Below are 18,943 nucleotides of genomic sequence, written 5' to 3' on the forward strand. Positions count from 1 at the left end.
CACGAAACGGTAACGGCAGCAAGAATGCGGGAGTGACGTCACGCTGAGCATTTCCCGCGTGGTGTCCGTGTTTCGGGGTGGGCCGGTCCGCGTCGCAGAGCGTCGGCCCGGAAAGAACGGGCCGAGGAGGGCCGGGTGACGACCTATGACGAGCGTGCGAGCCTTACGGATCTGACCGCCACTGTGGAGCGAGTCCGCAGTTCGGTGGAGGGAGTGATCGAGGGCAAGCCCGAGGTCGTACGGCTTTCTCTGACAGTGCTTCTCGCCGAGGGACATCTTCTGATCGAGGATGTCCCCGGCGTGGGCAAGACGATGCTGGCGAAGGCACTGGCGCGGTCCATCGACTGTTCGGTCCGGCGCATCCAGTTCACGCCCGACCTGCTGCCGTCGGACATCACGGGCGTGTCCATCTGGGACCAGCAGCGCCGGGACTTCGAGTTCAAGCCGGGCGCGATCTTCGCGCAGATCGTGATCGGCGACGAGATCAACCGCGCCTCTCCCAAGACCCAGTCCGCGCTGCTGGAGTCGATGGAGGAGCGCCAGGTCACCATGGACGGGCAGACCTATGAGCTGCCCAGCCCGTTCATGGTCGTGGCCACCCAGAACCCGGTGGAGATGGAGGGCACCTATCCGCTGCCCGAGGCCCAGCGCGACCGCTTCATGGCCCGGGTCTCCATCGGCTACCCCAGCCCGGAGGCCGAGCTTCGGATGCTCGACGTCCACGGCGGGGTGAGCCCCCTGGACGACCTCCAGCCGGTGGCGCACGCGCACGAGATCCTCAAGCTGATCGAGGCGGTCCGCGGCGTCCATGTGGCCGAGTCGATCCAGCGGTACGCGGTCGACCTGGTCTCCGCCACCCGCACGCACCCCGACCTCAGACTCGGTGCCTCCCCGCGCGCGACGCTGCACCTGCTGCGCGCGGCGAAGGCGTCCGCCGCCCTCAGCGGCCGGGACTACGCGCTGCCGGACGACGTGCAGAACCTCGCCGTGGCCGTCCTGGCCCACCGGCTCCTGCCCACCGCCCAGGCCCAGCTGAACCGCCGCACCTCGGAGCAGGTCGTCGAGGAGATCATCCAGCGCACCCCGGTGCCCGCGGGCCCCCAGCCGCAGCGCGGCTTCGGCCTGGGCAACGGCGCGCAGGCGTACGGCCAGCAGCCGCCGCGGAGGCTCGGATGACCACCGGCGTGGCCGGACGGGCGGAGGCGGACCGCGGGGAGCAGGGCGGCGCCCGCACCGCCCTGGCCGGTCTCACCACCCGTGGCCGCTCCTTCCTGGCGGCCGGTGTCGCCGCCGCGGTCTGCGCCTATGTCCTCGGCCAGCCCGACCTGCTGCGGGTCGGGCTGCTGTTGACCGCGCTGCCGCTGGTCTGCGCGGCCGTGGTCTACCGCACCCGCTACCGGGTCGCCGGCAGCCGCCGGCTGTCCCCCGCGCGCGTGCCCGCCGGCAGTGAGGCCCGCGTCCATCTGCGGATGGACAACGTCTCCCGGCTGCCCACGGGCCTGCTGATGCTCCAGGACCGGGTGCCCTACGTCCTCGGCCCCCGCCCCCGCTTCGTCCTGGACCGGGTCGAGGCGGGCGGGCGCCGCGAGGTCTCCTACCGGGTCCGCTCCGACCTGCGCGGCCGCTATCCGCTGGGCCCGCTCCAACTGCGGCTGAACGACCCGTTCGGGATGTGCGAGCTGACCCGCTCCTTCTCGACGCACGACACCCTGACGGTCGTCCCGCGCGTGACGGCCCTGCCGCCGGTCCGGCTGGGCGGCGAGGCGAAGGGGTACGGCGACGGGCGACAGCGCTCACTGGCGCTGGCCGGCGAGGACGACGCCATCCCGCGCGGTTACCGCTACGGCGACGACCTGCGCCGTGTGCACTGGCGCTCCACCGCCCGCTACGGCGAGCTGATGGTGCGCCGAGAGGAGCAGCCCCAGCGCTCGCGCTGCACGGTGCTGCTGGACACCCGCGGCCTCGCCTACCGGGGCGCGGGCCCCGACTCGGCCTTCGAGTGGGCGGTCTCGGGCGCCGCGTCCGTCCTGGTGCACATGCTGGAGCGGGGCTTCTCCGTGCGGTTGCTGACGGACACCGGCAGTTCGGTGCCCGGGGAGGGCGCGGAGGGCTTCGCCGGGGCCGGCCAGGGATCGGCCGACGCGGCCGGCCTGATGATGGACACCCTCGCGGTGATCGACCACTCCGACGGCACCGGCCTGTCCCCCGCCTACGACGTGCTGCGCGGAGGCGACGAGGGACTGCTGGTGGCCTTCCTCGGCGACCTCGACGAGGAGGAGGCCGCGGTGGCCGCCAGGATGCGCCAGCGCAGCGGGGGCGCCGTCGCCTTCCTCCTGGACGGCGACAGCTGGGTGCGTGAACCGAATGCCGTGTCCCATCCGATGACCAGGCAGGAGGAGCGGCTGCGGATGCTGCGCGAGGCGGGCTGGACGGCCGTGAGCGTGCCGCGCGGCGCTCCGCTGGACGAGCTGTGGCGGCAGGCGGACCGGGAGCGTTCGGGTGTCGTGACGGCGAGCGGGCCGAGCGGAAGGGGGGCGGGGTCATGAGCGGGCGGGCCCGACTGACGCTGTGCTCCGCGGCGGCCACGCTGATGGCCGCCTCCGCCCTGCTGCCCCTGGTCCAGCAGACCTCGTGGATCCTCCTGGCGGCCGTCCTGCTTGCCGTCCAGTGCGCGGTCGGCGCGGCCACCCGGCGGGTGCCGCTGGCCCGGCCGCTGACCGTGCTGGCCCAGGCCCTGGTCACGCTGGCGCTGCTCACCCTGGTCTTCGCCCGGGAGCAGGCCCTCGCCGGGCTCGTCCCCGGCCCGCAGGCCTTCCAGCACTTCGCCGACCTGCTCCGTGCGGGCACCGACGACGTGGGGCGCTACGCGATACCGGCCCCGCTCTCCGACGGCATCCGGCTGATGATGGTCGGCGGTGTGCTGCTGATCGGCCTCGCGGTGGACACCCTCGCGGTGACCTACCGCAACGCGGCACCGGCCGGTCTTCCCCTGCTCGCCCTGTACTCGGTCGCCGCGGGACTGTCCGACGGAGGCACCGACTGGCTCTGGTTCCTGGTGGCCGGCGGCGGCTATCTCATGCTGCTGCTGGCCGAGGGCCGGGAGCGGCTCTCGCAGTGGGGCCGCGTCTTCGGCGGCGCCTCGCCCGCCCCGGGCCGGCAGTCCGGCCCGGCGGCCCCGGTCCGCACCGGGCGGCGGATCGGCGCGGCCGCCCTGGGTGTGGCGCTGGCGGTGCCGCTGCTGCCTCTGCCCGCGATCGACGGCGGTCTGCTGGACGGCGCGGGCACCGGGGTCGGCCAGGGCATCGGCGGCGGCGGCACGATCTCCGCGGTCAACCCCCTGGTGTCGCTGCGCGACAGCCTGAACGTGGACGAGGACCGCACGGTCCTGACCCTGCGCACCAACTCCGGCGACCTCTCGGACCTGTATCTGCGGATCGTCTCCCTCGACGACTTCGACGGCACCACCTGGCAGCCGTCGAAGCGCGATGTCGTCGCCGTGCCCGACGATCTGCCCAACCCGCCCGGCCTGGGCGCGGACATCCGGCGTACGGAGATCACCACCCGGGTGTCGGCCGCCGACTGGTACGCCCAGGACTGGCTGCCGATGCCGTACCCGCCGAGCGGTGTGCGGGTCAGCGGCAGATGGCGGTACGAGCCGGTCGGCATGACCGTGGTCGGCGACCACCGCCAGACCACGCGCGGCAGGACCTACGAGGTCAAGAGCCTTCAGGTGCAGCCGACCGCGCAACAGTTGGCCTCCGCGCCCGGGGCACGCGGTGCGCTGCGCGGCGAGTACACGCGGGTGCCGGACACCCTGCCGGCCGTGGTGTCCCAGACGGCCCGCCGGATCACCGAGGGCTCGTCGAACGACTACGAGCGGGCGGTGAAGCTCCAGGACTGGTTCGCGGTGACGGGCGGCTTCACGTACGACACCGAGGTCAAGGTCGGCACCGGCAAGGACGCGATCGCCCGCTTCCTGCGGGACAAACAGGGCTTCTGCGTGCACTTCTCGTTCGCGATGGCGGCGATGGCCCGCACGCTCGACATTCCGGCGCGGGTGGCGGTGGGCTTCGCGCCCGGTTCCCCCCAGTCGGACGGTTCGGTCGCGGTGAGCCTGAAGGACGCGCACGCGTGGCCGGAACTGTACTTCGAGGGCGTGGGCTGGACCCGTTTCGAGCCGACCCCGACCCGGGGGACGACGCCTCCGTACACGCTGCCGGACACCTCGGGCAGTGCCGTCCCGGACCTGCCGCAGGCCTCGCGCTCGGCGGGCGCCGCGCCGTCGGCCGAGCCGTCGGCGAGCACCAGCTGCACCTCGGACGACGAGAGGCTCCAGGGCTGCCTCGGCGCGTTGCCGCCGGACCAGGCGGACCAGGGCGGCGGCGGCCCGCCCTGGTACGAGATCGCCGGCTGGACGGGCCTGGGGCTCGCGGCGCTGGTCGTGCTGCTGCTGCCGATGCTGTGGCGGCTGAGACGGCGGTCGGTGCGGCTGGCCTCGGCTCAGCACACCGGTACCGCCGCGGCGAGCCGGTCCGGCCCCGGACCACGGGCGGCCGGCGTCGGGCAGCCGACGACCGACGACGGCCCGGCGGTTCTGCCGGACGTGCCGTCGCAGGAGGTCACCGAGGCGGCCGTCGCGCATGTCCTGGCGGTCTGGCGCGAGCTGACCGACACGGCCTGGGACTACGGGATCCCACCCGACGACGCCCTGACGCCCCGCCGGGCGGCCGCCCGGATCGTCCGGCTCGGCGAGCTGGACGACGCGGTGGCCGGATCGGTGCACCGGGTGGCGGGCGCGGTGGAGCAGGTGCTGTTCGCCCCGCAGCCGCAGGCCGCGCCCGGACTGGCCGAGGAGGTGCGCAGGCTGCGGCTGGGCCTGCGGGCACGGGCGGGCCGGCGCACCCGGCTGCGCGCTGTCGTGGCACCGCGTTCGGCCATCCGCGCGGTGTGGGACCTCAGCGACCGGTGGACGGCGGTCAAGGCGACCTGGTCGGTTCGACTGACGGCCCTGACACATCGGATACGGCCGGGCCGCGGGACGACCGACGCTCAGCCGGACGGCTGACATTCGGTGGACCACCGACGCTCGGCCGGGGCGCTGGCGCTCGGTGAGCGCTGACCTTTGGTGGGGCGCTGACGCTCGGCCGGGACGCGGACGCCCGGTGGGGCGATGGGGTTCGGCGGGGCGCTGGCGTTCGGTGGGACGCGGACGCCCGGTGGGACGCGGACGCCCGGTGGGACGCGGACGCCCGGTGGGGCGCTGGCGCCTGGGGGACGCTGGCGCCTGGTGGGACGCTGACACTCGGTGGACCGCTGACACTCGGCCGGGACGCGGACGCCCGGTGGACCGCTTGCGCCTGGTAGGCCGCTGACCGGACGGCCGGAGGCGGGCCGCTGGCGGCATAGCCGTGGAGGCCTAGTCGGCGAGGCCTCGCCGTGCAGGCTTCGCCGACTAGGCCTGGCAGGCCTAGTCGGAAGAGTTCGACCCCCGCTCCGGGAGGGGTTCCGCAGCGGGGACCGAGCGCTGTCCGGTCCGAGCAGGGGGCGCAGACGCCGTCCCAGCTCCGCGGTCTGCGGTCGCTCCTCCGCGGTCTCCGGCCGCTCCTCCGCACGGGACAGGACATGCGTGAGGGGGTGACCACCCGGTCCGGGTGGTCACCCCCTCACAACGTCTCTGTTCGGCCCGGCCTCAGTGGCCCTGGCCGCCACCCTGCTCGTCCCGGCGGCGCTGCCAGCGCTGCTCGATCCGGTCCATCACGGAGCGCTTCGGCCGTCCCTGACCGCGTGCCTGCGGGGTCCCGGCAGGCTGTTCGCCCGGCTTGGGGGCCTTACGCCAGCCGGTGACCGCGAGGACCGCGCATCCCAGCATGACGAGGAAGCCCACCACGCTGAGCCATACCTGCTGGGCGACCATACCGGCCATGAGGAGCGCGATACCCACGAGGAAGCCCGCGACCGCCTGGTAGACCCGGCGCCGGGTGTACGTACGCAGCCCGCTTCCCTCAAGCGCCGACGCGAATTTGGGATCTTCGGCGTACAGCGCTCGCTCCATCTGCTCGAGCATGCGCTGCTCGTGCTCCGAGAGCGGCACGGAGTCCTCCTCATCGTGCAGTCGCCGGGGCGACCCGGGGGTCCCTTCAGGATAGGCAGGGAATCGCCCCCGTGAAACCCGCCCCTCTACGCCAATTGGCCAACCGGAGCCCTTCATGGACGTCTCGGCCCGCTGGAGACTCCATTCCCCGGCGGCCGACCCGTCATGCCGGGCGGTCTCCCTCGATCATACGGCGCCCTTCGGCCGAACGGGGGGCCTGTGGCGTACTCCATGTGCAGCCGCGTACCTGATCAGCGGGGCGTCTCAGCCGGGGACGGGGCCTCGTCGGTCCCTCGGGTCTCACCGAGCACATGGAGCTGTGTCGCCACCGAGTGGAAGGCGGGCAGTTCGGCCGCCGCCTCCTCCAGCTTCAGCAGTGCCTCCAGGGCGCCGGGCTCGGTGTCCACGAGCACGCCGGGGACGAGATCGGCGAAGACCCGCACCCCGTGCACGGCGCCCACGGCGAGGCCCGCGCCCTCGACCAGTCCGGTGAGCTGGTCGGCGGTGAAGCGGTGCGGCACGGGGTCGCCCTCGCCCCATCGGCCGTCCGGGTCGGTGAGGGCCTGCCGGGCCTCCTTGAAGTGACCGGCGAGGGCGCGGGCGAGCACGGCTCCGCCGAGTCCGGCGGCGAGCAGGCTGAGGACGCCCTCGGGGCGCAGCGCGGCCACCACGTTGCGGACGCCGTCGGCGGGATCGTCGACGTACTCCAGCACGCCGTGGCACAGGACGGCGTCGTAGCCGCCGCGCCGGACCACGTCGAAGAGGCCGTGGACGTCGCCCTGGACGCCCTGCACGCGGTCGGCGACTCCGGCCTCGGCGGCGCGGCGCTCCAGCGCGAACAGCGCGTTGGGGCTGGGGTCGACGACGGTGACCCGGTGTCCGAGGCGGGCGACGGGCACCGCGAAGTTGCCGCTGCCGCCTCCGGTGTCGAGGACGTCCAGCGATGCGCGGCCCGTGGCCTTGACCCGGCGGTCGAGGGCTTCCTGGAGGACCTCCCAGACCACGGCGGTACGGAGAGAGGCGCGGGGGCGGGAGGGACCGGAGCGCGGCGACGCCGTCCGAGGGTGGCGGTGGGAGACGGGCGGGCGCATGGGGTCCGGCACGGCAGTTGACTCCTCGGCGCGGCACCGCCTCTTGCGCGGCGGAGCGAACGGGGCGCCCTCCCGGCCCGGAGGGCGGTTGTGGGAAGGCTCAGGCGCCCTCCACCTTATTGCCTCGGCCACCGCGCCCGGTCACCGCGGTGCGCACGTCGCGGGCCTCCTGGAACCGCCGGCCGCGCCCGGACGGGCGCCCGCGCGTCTCCCGGTGTTCTGCCGCGGACCCGTCGGCGGCGAGCGCTCATCCCGCGTCGGGCATCCCCGCCCCCGCGGTCGGGCCGTCCGGCTCGTCGCCCTCCTGCCGAGGCTGGGGCAGGACCGGCTGGAGGACCAGCATGCGTTCGACGAGGCGGAGGAACACCGCCACGTCGCGTATCAGGTCGTCGGCGTCGCGGCGGCTGGCCGCGCCCTGGATGCCCGCCTCGGCGCGGGCGCGGCGCCGGGCTCCGGAGGCGAACAGCGCGCACCACTCGGTCAGTTCGGGGGCGATCTCGGGGAGCACTTCCCACGCGCTCCTGATCCGGGCCCGGCGTCGCGGGGTGGTCTCCGGGCGTCCCCGCGCGGCGAGCACGGCGGCGGCGGTGCGCAGCGCGGCGAGGTGGGCCGTGGCGTACCGCTCGTTGGGGATGTCGAGGACGGTGGCCTCGTCCAGTCCGGCGTGGGCCTGGGCGAGCAGGTCGAGGGCGGCGGGCGGGGCCGTGGCCCGGCGCAGCACGGGGTGCACGTCGCTCGCGGGGCCGGTCGGTGAGGGGGCAGGGCCGGTGGCGCGTCGCCGACGTGCGGCTGCTGCGTGGGAGCTGGCCATGACGAACCTCCTGTCGTCTGTGTGACGGCACGCTCCTGTCGGGTGGTGCCGTATGTGCCCATCGTGAGCTATGCCACTGACAATCCGTTCTGACCTGGTCTTTTACGTCGATCGACAGTTCGGGTCAGTCGGCTTCGGGCTCCGGGGTGCGCGCGGGCGGGCCTTCCGGGACGCCGGTCCCGAGGCGGGACACGGCTCGCTGATCGCGGCCGAGGCCTCCGGATGCGGCCGGTCCCGCCCGCTGCTCGCGCAGACGCTGGACCGGCCGCATCCGGAGCCGACCCCGTGACCGTGCGACCGAGGCCTCCGGCGGGCCGGGTTCCTGTGACAATCAGGGGCATGGACAGCACCACCACGCCGGTCGGCCGCACCCGCCGCGAGGCCACCCGGCAGAAGCTCTACGAGGCAGCCGTCACCCTCATCGCCGAACAGGGCTTCTCCGCCACCACGGTGGACGAGATCGCCGAACGGGCGGGCGTCGCGAAGGGCACCGTCTACTACAACTTCGCCAGCAAGTCCGTCCTCTTCGAGGAGTTGCTGCGGCACGGCGTGGGGCTGCTCACCGCCTCCCTGCGGGAGGCCGCCGAGGGCACGGCACGCGCGGGCGGCGACCGGGTCGACGCGCTGGACGCGATGATCCGGGCGGGCCTGGTCTTCATCGACCGCTACCCGGCGTTCACCCAGCTCTACGTCGCCGAGCTGTGGCGCACCAACCGGGCCTGGCAGTCCACGCTGATGGTGGTGCGGCAGCAGGCGGTGGCCGTCGTCGAGGGCGTGCTGCGGGAGGGCATCGACAACGGCGAGTTCAGTGACGAGATCGACGTGCAGCTGACCGCGGCCGCACTGGTCGGCATGGTCCTGGTGGCCGCGCTGGACTGGCAGGCCTTCCAGCCGGAGCGGTCCCTGGACGACGTGCACGCGGCGCTGTCCCGGCTGCTCCAGGGACGGGTGAGCGGGCGTCGTTAGCGGCGCACGTACGCACGCGAGGACGCGTACTCCGGCACGCACCGGGAAGCGCCGGTCCGCCGCGGCCACGTCCCCCGTGTGCCGCCGCGAACCGGCGCTTCCTGGTGCTCCCCCATTTCCCCCGTCCCCCGTGCCCTCCCCCGTCCCCCGTGATCCCCCGTCCGGTCGTTCCCCCGTGATCCCCCGTGATCCCCCGTCCGGTCGTTCCCCCGGGGTGCCCCCGTGCCTCGCTTCCGCCGACCGGGCCGGCGGAAGGAGCGGTCCAGGACCGGCGCCGTTCCGCCGCCCCGTGTCGGCGGTGCGGCACCGGGCCCCTTTCCGTGGGCTCCACTCTGCCGTTCGGGCAGGTGGCCCCCCATCCGCGCGCGTACTCATCTCGGCGGCTAGGTACGCCTACTCAGACGTGGGGGCCCGCCTCCAGGGCGTCGGGCGTCCGCTGGTGACGATCGCCCCCGTGTCCGTCCTCCCTCCGGTGTTCACGAGCGGCTGGGCCGGCCGTGTCGACGCCTATGCGTGATCTGGTCATCGGCCTGGCCGAGGATCCGGGGTCGGCGGGATCGTGGCGTTCGTGATCTTCCACCCGAGGCCGAGGCGATCATCGCGGGCGTGCTGCCGCAGGCCGCCCGCCGGATGGGCGGGCGACGCGGTCACTGTCGGTGGCGGCCGATAAAGTCGCGGGCATGGCACGGATTGCGGTGATCGGCGCCGGGATGGGCGCGCTGGCGGCTGCCGCCCGGCTGGCCGTCGCGGGCCACCGGGTGACGGTGTACGAACGTACGGAGACGTACGGCGGTGCGGTACGCCGTTTCGAGCGGGACGGGTTCTGCTTCGACACGGGACCGGGTCTGCTGACTCTGCCGGCGGTCTGGCGTGATCTCTTCGTCAAGACCGGCAAGGAGCCCCTGGAGGCCTGTGTCGAGCTGGTCCAGGTCGACCCGTCGGCACGGCACGTCTTCGCCGACGGCACCGGGGCCGCCCTGCCGAACGCCTCGCGCGCGGGAGTCGTCTCCGCCCTGGACGAGGCGCTCGGTCCGGGCACCGGCGAGCGCTGGGGCGACTTCCTGGTCCGGGCCCGCGAGGCCTGGGACCGCACGCGCCGCCCGCTCCTGGAGGAGCCGCTGTGGCCGAACTGGTCCGTGCTGGCCGACCGGGAGCCCTATCCGTCGGTGCCGCACAAGCGGCTGCTGCGCACCCGCCGGGCCGGCACGCTCGCCGAGGTCGGCGCCTGGGAGCTGCGCGACCCCCGCCTCGTCGCCCTCCTGGAGAGCCACGCGCTCGCGTACGGCCTCGATCCGCGGGTCACCCCGGCGAGCGCGGCCGTGCTGCCGTACATGGAGCACGCCTTCGGCATGTGGTCCGTGCGCGGTGGCGTACGCGAGCTGGCCCGTGCGGTGTACGAGAGATGCCTGGCCCGCCGGGTCGAGTTCGTGTTCGGCGCCGAGGTCACCCGGATCGTGGAGAAGGACGGCCGGGCCGCGGGTGTGGAGCTGGCCGGGGGCACCTCCCAGGCTCACGGCTCGGGGGGAGGCGATGTGGCCGAGGCCGACTTCGTCATCGCGCCGGGGACGGGCGGCGCGGCCGGTCCGCCACCGCACGGTCCGGGCGAGGTCGCGCCGCAGCGGGGCCTGCCGAGCCGGTTGACCGTGCTGCTGGCGTTGCGCGGCGGGCGCCCGGAGGGGGCCGCACACCGGACGGTGGTGCACACCCGGGACCGCGAGGGCGAGTTGCGTGCCCTGTTCGGCCCGGCGCCCGCGTCGGTCGCGCGTCCGACGCTCACGGAGCCGACGGTCACGGTGCTGCGGCCCGATGACGCCGGTCTGGTCCCGGACCCCACCCATGAGGCGGTCACGCTGAGTTGCGTCGTCCCGGCCGGGACCGAGCCGGGGACCGACCTGGTGGAGGCGGTGCTCTCCGCCGCCGAGCGCGCCGTGCCCGGCCTGCGCGACCGCGTCCTGTGGCGCGAGGTGCGCACCCCGGCGGACATCGCGCAGGAGACCGGGGTGGAGGGCGGGTCGGTTCCCGCGCCCGCGCTGGCGGCGGCCGGGGGCCGGCTGCTGCACCCGGCCAACTCCACCGCTGTGCCGGGCCTGTTCACCGTGGGCGGCTGGTCGCACCCGGGCGGTGGGCTTCCGCACGCGGGCATGTCCGGCGCGCTGGTGTCCGGACTCGTCGTGGAGGGACCCGAATTCCGGGGCTCGCAGTGAACCCCGCCCTCCCCCGGACCGCTCGGAGCCGACGGCACGGGCCGTGAGCGTCCGTCAGAAGCGGTACTGCTCGTCGTATCCGTTCCCCTGCTGCCGGCCGTCGCCCTGGTAGGGGTACGGCTGCTCGGGCGGGAGTTCGCCGGCGAGCGGGTCGTCGGTGTTGCGCTGCTGCGGGACCCAGACGCCGCCGGCCGGGGCTCCGTCGTAGCCGCCGGTGCCGTACTGCTCCTGGCCGTAGCCCTGCTGCGCGTACTGCTGCTGGTCGTACCCGGCGTCGTAGGAGCCGCCGCCGTAGGTCTGGGTGCCGATGTAGGGGTCGGAGTAGGCCGCGTACTGCTGCTCGCCGGAGGCGTCGTAGCCGTACTGCTGCTGGCCGTAGCCGGAGTAACCGTCGTAGCCGTAGCCCTGGTCGGCGCCCTGGGCGGCGGTCGCGTACTGGTCCTGGGGCTGGGTGGCGGAGGCGTAGGCGGTGTCGCTGTAGACGCCGTAGGAGCCGGTGTCGTCGGGCAGGGGCTGCGGCTCGTAGACGGAGGTGGTCTCGGCCCGCGTGGGCTCGGGGCTGCGCGCGGCGGGCGTGAACACGTCGTCGCGGTCGTACTCCTCGTCGCCGTAGGCGTTCTTGTCCTGGCCGTACGCGACGCCGTCGCCGCCGAACGGGGTGTCCGCGTCCTGGGCGTACGCGTCGGGGCCGCCCTCGGCGGCCTCCGGGCCGGAGACCTCCAGACCGGAGACCTCCAGGCTGGGGTCCTGGCGCTCTCCCCGGCCGCGACGGCGCTTGCTGCCGTCGTCGCCGGGGCGGCTGACGGCCCAGCCCTCGGCGAAGCCCCGGCGGAACGACAGCGTGACGTACGTCTGGCCGACCGCGAAGGCGGCCGCACCCACACCGATGACGATGACGGACGGGATCAGGACACCGACGACGACACCGAGGAAGCCGCCGAAGGCGAGCAGCCGGTAGCGCAGCCGTGCCTTGTACTGGAGCAGCACCTCACCGAGCAGCCACAGCGCGACGATGCCGAACGCGATGTAGAGGACCGTCCAGCCCATGTACGCCCCTCTCCAGTGGCCGCTACGCAGTGTGTCGTAAGTCGGTGCGACCGGTCTAGGCCTGCGGTGGGTGGTGCAGACCCAGGTTCTCGTAGATTTCCAGCGTCGCCGTGGAGTTGTTGAGCGTGATGAAGTGCAGTCCGGGCACTCCCTCGGCGAGCAGCCGAGCGCAGAACTCCGTGGCGAAGTCGATGCCAATGGAGCGTACAGCGGCCGGATCGTCTTTGGCTGTGAGGATCCGCTCTTTCAGGGCCGCCGGGAAGTGGGCGTTGCTGAGCTTGGGCAGCCTCTCCAGCATCTTCACACTCGTCACCGGCAGGATCTCGGGGATCACCGGGGTCGCGCAGCCGGCCGCCGACACCCGGTCGCGCAGTCGCAGGTAGGAATCGGACTCGAAGAACATCTGCGTGATGGCGTAGTCGGCGCCGGCCCGGCACTTGTCGACGAAGCGGGCGACGTCCGTGTCCCAGTCGCTGGAGCGCGGGTGCATCTCGGGGAAGGCGGCGACACCGACGCAGAAGTCGCCCGACTCCTTGATCAACTGGACCAGTTCGGCGGCGTAGGTGAGGCCCTGCGGATGCGGCACCCACTCACCCATGGGGTCGCCGGGCGGGTCGCCGCGCACGGCGAGCATGTTGCGGATGCCGGCGTCGGCGTACTGGCCGATGATGTTGCGCAGCTCGGCGACGGAGTGGTCCACGGCGGTGAGGTGCGCGACCGGGGTCAGGGTGGTGTCGACGACGATCTGCTGCGTTTCCTTGACCGTGGTCGCCCGGGTGGTGCCGCCGGCGCCGTAGGTCACGGAGACGAAGTCGGGAGCCACCGCCTCGACCCGCCGGAGCGCGTTCCACAGGCTCCGCTCACCCTGGGAGGTCTTCGGCGCGTAGAACTCGAACGAGTACGTCGTCTTGCCGGTGGCCAGGATGTCACGCACAGTGCGGGCGCGGTCGGTCCTGGTGGATGCGGTTCCAAGGGCCATACCCGCAGGTTAGCCAGGGGACTGGCCTCCCCCCACCAGAACTCGGAAATTTGCCCGAATTGTCTCCTTGTTGTCCATCCCTTGGACGGACGCGGGACGCGCGGGGTGCCCACCGGGGAAGCACAGGGGGCCGGCCGGGAAGGACAGCGGGCCGGCCGGTAACGGGGAAAGAGACGGGGCCGCAGGGAAGGGGAAGGAGGAGGAGGGGAAGCCGGGACGGGCGAGGGGACGGGCGAACGGGTCGGCGCCCGGGCGGCCGGCTCAGATCTCGCGCAGCCGCTTGGCGAACTCCGCCGCCGCGGCACCCGGATCGTCGGCCTCCGTGATCGCCCGCACGACGACGACACGGCGGGCGCCCGCCTCCAGCACCTCGTCGAGGTTGCCGAGGTCGATGCCGCCGATCGCGAACCAGGGGCGCTCGGTGCCGAGCGCCGCGGTGTGACGGACCAGGCCGAGGCCCGGGGCCGGACGGCCGGGCTTGGTGGGCGTGGGCCAGCAGGGGCCCGTGCAGAAGTAGTCGACGCCGTCCTGGACGGCCGCCGCGTCCGCCTCCGTCCCGCTGTGCGTCGAGCGGCCGATCAGGACGCCGTCGCCGAGGACGGCGCGGGCCGCGGGGACCGGCAGGTCGCCCTGGCCGAGGTGGAGGACGTCGGAGCCGGCGGCATGGGCGACGTCCGCCCGGTCGTTCACCGCGAGCAGCCTGCCGTGGCGGGCGCAGGCGTCGGCGAACACCTCCAGGTGCTCCAGCTCCTCGGCCGCCTCGATGCCCTTGTCACGCAGCTGCACGATGTCGACGCCGCCCGCGAGAACCGCGTCCAGGAACTCCGGGAGGTCGCCCCGGTCCCTACGGGCGTCCGTGCAGAGATACAGGCGGGCGTCGGCGAGCTGGGAGCGGGCGGTGTCGGACATGCGGGATCCCCCGGGGCGGTCGGTGGCGCCTCGGGCCTCCCCCGGGGCGGCGGTGCACGGCCGCGGCGGGCCGCGTCCGTGCACCTGAGGGTCGTTCGAACCTGTGGGGCTCTGCGGAGCGATCGGATCTCCGGCTCAGACGGCGAGCGCCTGGGCGCGGCGCTTCACCTCCGTGCCGCGATTCTCACTCAGCGCCTGCGCCGGCGTCCCGGGCAGGGACGGGTCGGGAGTGAACAGCCACTCCAGCATCTCCTCGTCCGAGAAGCCGTCGTCCCGCAGCAGGGTCAGGGTCCCGGACAGGCCCTTGACCACCTTGTCCTCGTCGATGAAGGCGGCGGGGACGTGCAGCGCCCTGTTCTCACCCCGGCGTACGGCGATGAGCTGGCCGTCCTTCACCAGCTGCCGGGCACGTACCACGTCGATATCGAGCATCTCCGCGATGTCGGGCAGGGTGAGCCACGCGGGGACGAGAGCATCGATCTTTGCGTCAATCTCGGTCACCCCTCAAGACTGCCATCCCGGACCGACAGTCGGTAACCGAGCCTCCCCTCAGCGGGTGGAGCCGTCCCCGGGGCCCGCGGGGCGCACCGTCGCCGCTTTGAGCGGCGTCGCCGGGTCCACAACCAGCTCGGGGCTGAGCGGCGCGCCCGACTCGATCAGCCGGCGGCCCTGCGCCAGGTCGCGGGGGCGGCCCACCGCCAACAGGGCGACCAGGCGGTTCTCGCGCAGCCAGCAGACCGTCCAGGCCGGTTCGGCGGGGTCGCCGCGCCACAGGGTGGTGTCGGCGCCGGCGTGGTGGCCGGCGTACTGGACGAAGCGGCCGAACTGCTCCGACCAGAAGTAGGGGACCGGGTCGTAGACCGCGGGGGCCTCGCGGGTGGCCGCGCCCAGGACGTTCGCGGCGACCGTGCGCGGGCCCTGGAGGGCGTTGTCCCAGTGGTGCACGAGGAGCCGCTCGCCGTACCGCCCGGAGGGGAAGGACGCGCAGTCGCCGACCGCGTACACGTCGGGCACGGAGGTGCGCAGACCCGCGTCGGCCACGACCTCGCCGCGCGGGCCCAGTTCGATGCCCGAGCCGCTCAGCCAGGCCGTGGCGGGGCGGGCGCCGATGCCGACGACGACGGCGTCGGCGGGCAGCCGGGACCCGTCGTCGAGGAGGACCGCGCCGGGCTCGACGCGCTCCACGCGCGCGTGGGTGCGCAGTTCGGTGCCGCTGTCGGCGTACCAGGCGGTCATCGGGGCGGCGACCTCGGCGGGCAGGGCGCCGGCCAGCGGCCGGTCCGCGGCCTCGACGACGGTGACCGCGCAGCCGGCCCCGCGCGCGGCGGTGGCGAACTCGGCGCCGATCCAGCCGGCTCCGACGACCACGATGTCGTGTCGGTCGGCGAGCACCGGCCGCAGCCGTTCGGCGTCGTCCAGGGTGCGCAGCAGATGCACGCCGGGGACGCCCTCGGTGCCGGGCAGCCGGATCGGTTCGGCGCCGGTGGCGAGCACGAGGACGTCGTACGGCACGGGCCCGGACCCGGTGTCGAGTTCATGGTCGGCGGGGCGTACGCCGAGAGCCTCGGCGCCCAGCCGCAGCTCGATGCCGAGGCTCTCGAAATCGACGTCGAAGGCCGAGTGTTCGGCCGTGCCGAGCAGGACGGCCTTGGACAACGGGGGCCGGTCGTAGGGCTGGTGCGGCTCGGCGCCGATGACGACCACCGTGCCGTCGAAACCCTGTTCGCGCAGGGCGACGGCGGTCTGCACCCCGGCCATCCCCGCGCCCACGACGACCACCCGCCGCCCCGCCGGCCCGTCTTCTTCCCGCGTCGCGTTCACCCGATCACCTTAAAGGTCGCGCGGACAGGCGCGTTGGGGACGTCCGGCAGCGGCGCGGACACGGGGCCCGGCGCGTAGGGAGCGGTAGCTCTCGGTGATCACCCTGAGGGCCTGTGCCCGCCCTGTCCTCAAGGCCGATCGAAGCGCTCGTGGGCCGAACGGACTCCCCCGGTGGGCCGGCCTGGCCTCAGCGCCAGTGGAAGACCCGCAGGGGGGAGCGGCTGCCGCTGGGGCCGATCACGGCGAACCGGTCGCCCGCTCCGCGGAGCAGCCCGGAACCGGAACCGTGTCCGCGCAACCGGCGGCGGGCGACGGCACGGCCGTCGCGGGCATCGAGCACGGTGATCCCGTTGCCGAACGAGTGAAGCAGGAGAAGCATGCCGCGATGCGGAAGCAAGGTGTGGACGCCGAGCCCCGGGCGCCGCTCCCAGCGGAGCTTGCCCGTGGACAGGTCGAAGCCGCCGATCCGCTCATCGGCGTCGGGCGAGTCGTCCGGGTGGATCAGCTTGGCCACGAGCATCTCGTTCACGACGGCGGCGGGGAGGGCGACCCTTTCGTACGGAGGGGGAAGGGAGACCGACGCCGTCACGTTCCCGCTGTCGTCGAAGACGAGGACTCGTCGTTCGCCACGCCTGCCACGCTCCGTGCTCACGACGACCACCGGATCGGCGCACATGATCCACGCATCGACCTTCGGGGCCTCGCTCGGCAGCGGACTGCGCCAGAGCGTGGCGCCGTCCTCGGGGGCAGCCGACTCCACTTGCCTGTCCGTCACCGAGACGACGCGCCGGCCGCTCAACGCCGTGTGCGGAGTTGAGCGGTGGAAGTAGCCGAGGTCACGACCGTGATGGTCCCGGGACCACAGTCGGCTGCCTGTGGCGAGGTCGACGGCCGCGACTCTCGGCCGGCCCCCGTCGGTTCGCCCGTCGTCGAGATGCAGCACCAGGGCGATGCCGTCATGGGCGTCCGGGGAGACGGCCAGGAGCACGTCGCGGTCCGGCACGGGCCAGGTCCAACGGACCGTGCCGGTACCGATGTCGTACGCCCGCAGCCGGTCGAAGTCGGCACGTACGACGAGTTCGCCGATCAGCCAGCCGCCCAGCGGTTCATCCTCGGAGGTGCCGCCTCGGCTGTTGTCCTCGGCGGCTTTCCCCGCGGGCCGCAAAGCCCTCAGCCGTCGAGTGGGCCCCCAAGCGGATACCGGCACGCTGTCCTCGTCCATCCCTGCCCCCCGACGAATCCGATGCGATCAGACGTGGCTCGTGAAGATACCCGGAACCCCCGGGCAGGGCTCCGGACGGCGACGCACCGCCACGATCCCCCGCCCGTGAGCGGCCCCCGCACGGGCGTCGGCTGGGCATGTCGTCCGGGGCGCCCACCCCACAACCGGCCCCCACAGGGCGCTCCCCCGACCTCCTCCCGTCGCGCCCCGGGCGGACGTAGCGGGCGGGAACAGGGCCGGAGCAGGGCCGGAGCAGGGCCGTCGGGCGGCGGGCCACCGGCGGAGGCTCCCTTACCGAGACGGACGGCGGGAGGCTAGGGTGGCCGACGAAGAGCACTCGCGGGAGCCCGGACGCACCGGGCTGAGAGGGAGGCTGGCGGCCTCCGACCGTACGAACCTGATCCGGGTCATGCCGGCGAAGGGAGGGGCTGGACGCCCATGTCCTCACATACGTCAGGGGTCCTCGTCGTCGGGGGCGGCATCATCGGACTCGTCACCGCGTGGCGAGCCGCGCAGCGCGGGTTCGCCACCGCGGTGGTGGACCCGGAGCCGGGCCGCGGGGCCGCGCAGGTGGCGGCCGGAATGCTCGCCGCCGTCACGGAACTGCACTACGGCGAGCAGACACTGCTCGCCCTGAACCTGGAATCGGCCCGCCGCTACCCGGACTTCGTGGCCGAGCTGACCGAACTCACCGGCCACGACCTCGGCTACCGCCGGTCCGGCACCCTCGCCGTCGCGCTGGACGCCGACGACCGCGCCCATCTGCGGGAACTGCACGCTCTGCAACGGCAGTCGGGGCTCGCGTCGGAGTGGCTGTCCGGGCGGGAGTGCCGGCGGCTGGAACCCATGCTCGCGCCCGGGGTGCGGGGCGGACTGCGGGTGGACGGGGACCACCAGATCGATCCGCGGCGGCTGGCGGCGGCGCTGACGGCCGCCTGCGAACGGACCGGCGTGACCTTCCACCGGGACTGGGCCGAGCGGCTGACCGTGTCGGCCGGGCGCGCCACGGGGGTCCGCACGCGCGCGGGTACGACGCTCGCCGCCGAACAGGTGGTGCTCGCGGCGGGCAGCCTCAGCGGGCGGCTCGCGGGCGTCCCCGCGGAGGCCGTGCCGCCGGTACGGCCGGTGAAGGGGCAGGTGCTGCGGCTGACGGTGCCGCGGCCGTACGCCCCGTTCCTGACCCGGACGGTACGGGCCGTGGTGCGCGGCAGCCAGGTCTACCTGGTGCCGCGCGAGAACGGCGAACTGGTCGTCGGGGCCACGAGCGAGGAACTGGGCTGGGACACGACGGTGACGGCCGGGGGCGTGTACGAGCTGCTGCGGGACGCCCACGAACTGGTCCCCGGGATCACCGAACTCCCGCTCACCGAGACGCGCGCGGGGCTGCGTCCCGGGTCGCCGGACAACGCGCCGCTGCTCGGGCCGGCCGGGCTGGACGGACTGCTGCTGGCGACCGGGCACCATCGCAACGGCGTGCTGCTGACACCGGTCACCGGCGACGCGATGGCGCATGCGCTGGTCACCGGTGAACTCCCCGACGAGGCCCGTCCCTTCACGCCCGGACGGTTCCGCGCCGCCGCACTCTCGGAGCAGCCCGCATGAAGATCTCGGTGAACGGCGAGCGGCGCGAGGTCGCTCCCGGCACGGCCCTCGACAGCGTCGTACGGTCGCTGACGCCGGCGCCCTCCGGCGTGGCCGCCGCCCTCAACGAAACCGTCGTGCCCCGCGCGCGGTGGTCCGCCACCGCCCTCAGCGACGGAGACCGCGTGGAAGTCCTCACCGCCGTCCAGGGAGGCTGAGCC

16 protein-coding genes and 1 riboswitch are annotated in these 18,943 nt (G+C 73.9%); of the genes, 7 read left to right on the top strand and 9 right to left on the bottom strand.

Annotated features, from left to right (window positions below; all coding sequences use genetic code 11):
• Window positions 1-135: 135 nt before the first annotated feature.
• The 3 genes from ACFYO5_RS01635 to ACFYO5_RS01645 are packed head-to-tail and all read left to right on the top strand — an operon-like array spanning window position 136 to window position 5,065.
• Window positions 136-1,176 carry an AAA family ATPase gene (locus tag ACFYO5_RS01635; RefSeq protein WP_388702970.1) on the top strand — a complete coding sequence of 347 codons (1,041 nt, stop codon included), beginning with the start codon at window positions 136-138 and terminating at the stop codon, window positions 1,174-1,176.
• A complete protein-coding gene (locus ACFYO5_RS01640; RefSeq protein WP_388702973.1) occupies window positions 1,173-2,546 on the top strand; it encodes a DUF58 domain-containing protein in 1,374 nt (457 codons plus the stop codon). Before ACFYO5_RS01635 ends, ACFYO5_RS01640 begins: the two co-directional genes overlap by 4 nt.
• Window positions 2,543-5,065 carry a DUF3488 and DUF4129 domain-containing transglutaminase family protein gene (locus ACFYO5_RS01645; protein WP_388702976.1) on the top strand — a complete coding sequence of 841 codons (2,523 nt, stop codon included), beginning with the start codon at window positions 2,543-2,545 and terminating at the stop codon, window positions 5,063-5,065. Before ACFYO5_RS01640 ends, ACFYO5_RS01645 begins: the two co-directional genes overlap by 4 nt.
• Before the next feature lie 624 nt (window positions 5,066-5,689).
• On the opposite strand, the gene ACFYO5_RS01650 is transcribed toward ACFYO5_RS01645, so the two are convergent.
• The 3 genes from ACFYO5_RS01650 to ACFYO5_RS01660 form a co-directional block, all read right to left on the bottom strand.
• Window positions 5,690-6,091 carry a DUF3040 domain-containing protein gene (locus ACFYO5_RS01650; RefSeq protein ID WP_356558947.1) on the bottom strand — a complete coding sequence of 134 codons (402 nt, stop codon included), beginning with the start codon at window positions 6,089-6,091 and terminating at the stop codon, window positions 5,690-5,692.
• Window positions 6,092-6,342: 251 nt separating this feature from the next.
• Window positions 6,343-7,194, bottom strand: a complete 852-nt coding sequence (locus ACFYO5_RS01655; protein ID WP_356558949.1) for a methyltransferase — start codon at window positions 7,192-7,194, stop codon at window positions 6,343-6,345.
• A 235-nt stretch (window positions 7,195-7,429) separates the two neighbouring features.
• On the bottom strand, window positions 7,430-7,993 hold the full coding sequence (locus ACFYO5_RS01660; protein ID WP_388702980.1) for an SAV_6107 family HEPN domain-containing protein: 564 nt from the start codon (window positions 7,991-7,993) through the stop codon (window positions 7,430-7,432).
• Window positions 7,994-8,332: 339 nt separating this feature from the next.
• On the opposite strand from ACFYO5_RS01660, the gene ACFYO5_RS01665 reads away from it, so the two are divergent.
• Both ACFYO5_RS01665 and ACFYO5_RS01670 read left to right on the top strand, forming a co-directional pair.
• Window positions 8,333-8,959 carry a TetR/AcrR family transcriptional regulator gene (locus ACFYO5_RS01665; RefSeq protein WP_356558953.1) on the top strand — a complete coding sequence of 209 codons (627 nt, stop codon included), beginning with the start codon at window positions 8,333-8,335 and terminating at the stop codon, window positions 8,957-8,959.
• Window positions 8,960-9,639: 680 nt separating this feature from the next.
• Window positions 9,640-11,163 (top strand): phytoene desaturase family protein, encoded by a 1,524-nt coding sequence (locus ACFYO5_RS01670; RefSeq protein ID WP_388702982.1) that lies wholly within the window; start codon window positions 9,640-9,642, stop codon window positions 11,161-11,163.
• Window positions 11,164-11,217: 54 nt separating this feature from the next.
• Here the strand turns inward: ACFYO5_RS01670 and ACFYO5_RS01675 are convergent, their stop codons facing one another.
• From ACFYO5_RS01675 to ACFYO5_RS01700, 6 genes are all read right to left on the bottom strand, one after another.
• On the bottom strand, window positions 11,218-12,210 hold the full coding sequence (locus ACFYO5_RS01675) for a hypothetical protein (protein WP_388702984.1): 993 nt from the start codon (window positions 12,208-12,210) through the stop codon (window positions 11,218-11,220).
• 55 nt (window positions 12,211-12,265) lie between these two features.
• Window positions 12,266-13,189, bottom strand: coding sequence for a methylenetetrahydrofolate reductase [NAD(P)H] (gene metF / locus ACFYO5_RS01680; protein WP_356558959.1), 924 nt, complete (start codon window positions 13,187-13,189; stop codon window positions 12,266-12,268).
• A 261-nt stretch (window positions 13,190-13,450) separates the two neighbouring features.
• Window positions 13,451-14,098: a thiamine phosphate synthase gene (gene thiE, locus ACFYO5_RS01685; protein WP_356558961.1), complete on the bottom strand. Its 648-nt coding sequence runs from the start codon at window positions 14,096-14,098 to the stop codon at window positions 13,451-13,453.
• Window positions 14,099-14,233: 135 nt separating this feature from the next.
• The gene (locus ACFYO5_RS01690) at window positions 14,234-14,599 is read right to left on the bottom strand and encodes an Rv2175c family DNA-binding protein (protein WP_356558963.1); all 366 of its coding nucleotides are present in this window, start codon (window positions 14,597-14,599) and stop codon (window positions 14,234-14,236) included.
• A 48-nt stretch (window positions 14,600-14,647) separates the two neighbouring features.
• A complete protein-coding gene (locus tag ACFYO5_RS01695) occupies window positions 14,648-15,856 on the bottom strand; it encodes an NAD(P)/FAD-dependent oxidoreductase (protein WP_388704684.1) in 1,209 nt (402 codons plus the stop codon).
• A 250-nt stretch (window positions 15,857-16,106) separates the two neighbouring features.
• Entirely contained in the window at window positions 16,107-17,126 is a 1,020-nt protein-coding gene (locus ACFYO5_RS01700; protein ID WP_388702989.1) for a PQQ-binding-like beta-propeller repeat protein, read from the bottom strand.
• A gap of 344 nt (window positions 17,127-17,470) precedes the next feature.
• Window positions 17,471-17,582: riboswitch (TPP riboswitch) on the top strand.
• Here ACFYO5_RS01700 and thiO point away from each other — a divergent pair.
• Window positions 17,580-18,743, top strand: a complete 1,164-nt coding sequence (gene thiO / locus ACFYO5_RS01705; RefSeq protein ID WP_388702991.1) for a glycine oxidase ThiO — start codon at window positions 17,580-17,582, stop codon at window positions 18,741-18,743. It overlaps the preceding riboswitch by 3 nt.
• Window positions 18,740-18,940: a sulfur carrier protein ThiS gene (gene thiS / locus ACFYO5_RS01710; RefSeq protein WP_356558969.1), complete on the top strand. Its 201-nt coding sequence runs from the start codon at window positions 18,740-18,742 to the stop codon at window positions 18,938-18,940. Before thiO ends, thiS begins: the two co-directional genes overlap by 4 nt.
• Window positions 18,941-18,943: the final 3 nt, after the last annotated feature.

Origin of the sequence: Streptomyces sp. NPDC006259 (genome assembly GCF_042870975.1) — a bacterium.
Lineage (GTDB): Bacteria > Actinomycetota > Actinomycetes > Streptomycetales > Streptomycetaceae > Streptomyces.

Coding starts and splice junctions, on each gene's coding strand:
- ACFYO5_RS01640 (WP_388702973.1), top strand. CDS start 1,173: ATGACCACCGGCGTGGCCGGACGGGCGGAGGCGGACCGCGGGGAGCAG.
- ACFYO5_RS01645 (WP_388702976.1), top strand. CDS start 2,543: ATGAGCGGGCGGGCCCGACTGACGCTGTGCTCCGCGGCGGCCACGCTG.
- ACFYO5_RS01660 (WP_388702980.1), bottom strand. CDS start 7,993: ATGGCCAGCTCCCACGCAGCAGCCGCACGTCGGCGACGCGCCACCGGC.
- ACFYO5_RS01665 (WP_356558953.1), top strand. CDS start 8,333: ATGGACAGCACCACCACGCCGGTCGGCCGCACCCGCCGCGAGGCCACC.
- ACFYO5_RS01670 (WP_388702982.1), top strand. CDS start 9,640: ATGGCACGGATTGCGGTGATCGGCGCCGGGATGGGCGCGCTGGCGGCT.
- ACFYO5_RS01675 (WP_388702984.1), bottom strand. CDS start 12,210: ATGGGCTGGACGGTCCTCTACATCGCGTTCGGCATCGTCGCGCTGTGG.
- metF (WP_356558959.1), bottom strand. CDS start 13,189: ATGGCCCTTGGAACCGCATCCACCAGGACCGACCGCGCCCGCACTGTG.
- thiE (WP_356558961.1), bottom strand. CDS start 14,098: ATGTCCGACACCGCCCGCTCCCAGCTCGCCGACGCCCGCCTGTATCTC.
- ACFYO5_RS01695 (WP_388704684.1), bottom strand. CDS start 15,856: ATGGCCGGGGTGCAGACCGCCGTCGCCCTGCGCGAACAGGGTTTCGAC.
- thiO (WP_388702991.1), top strand. CDS start 17,580: ATGTCCTCACATACGTCAGGGGTCCTCGTCGTCGGGGGCGGCATCATC.
- thiS (WP_356558969.1), top strand. CDS start 18,740: ATGAAGATCTCGGTGAACGGCGAGCGGCGCGAGGTCGCTCCCGGCACG.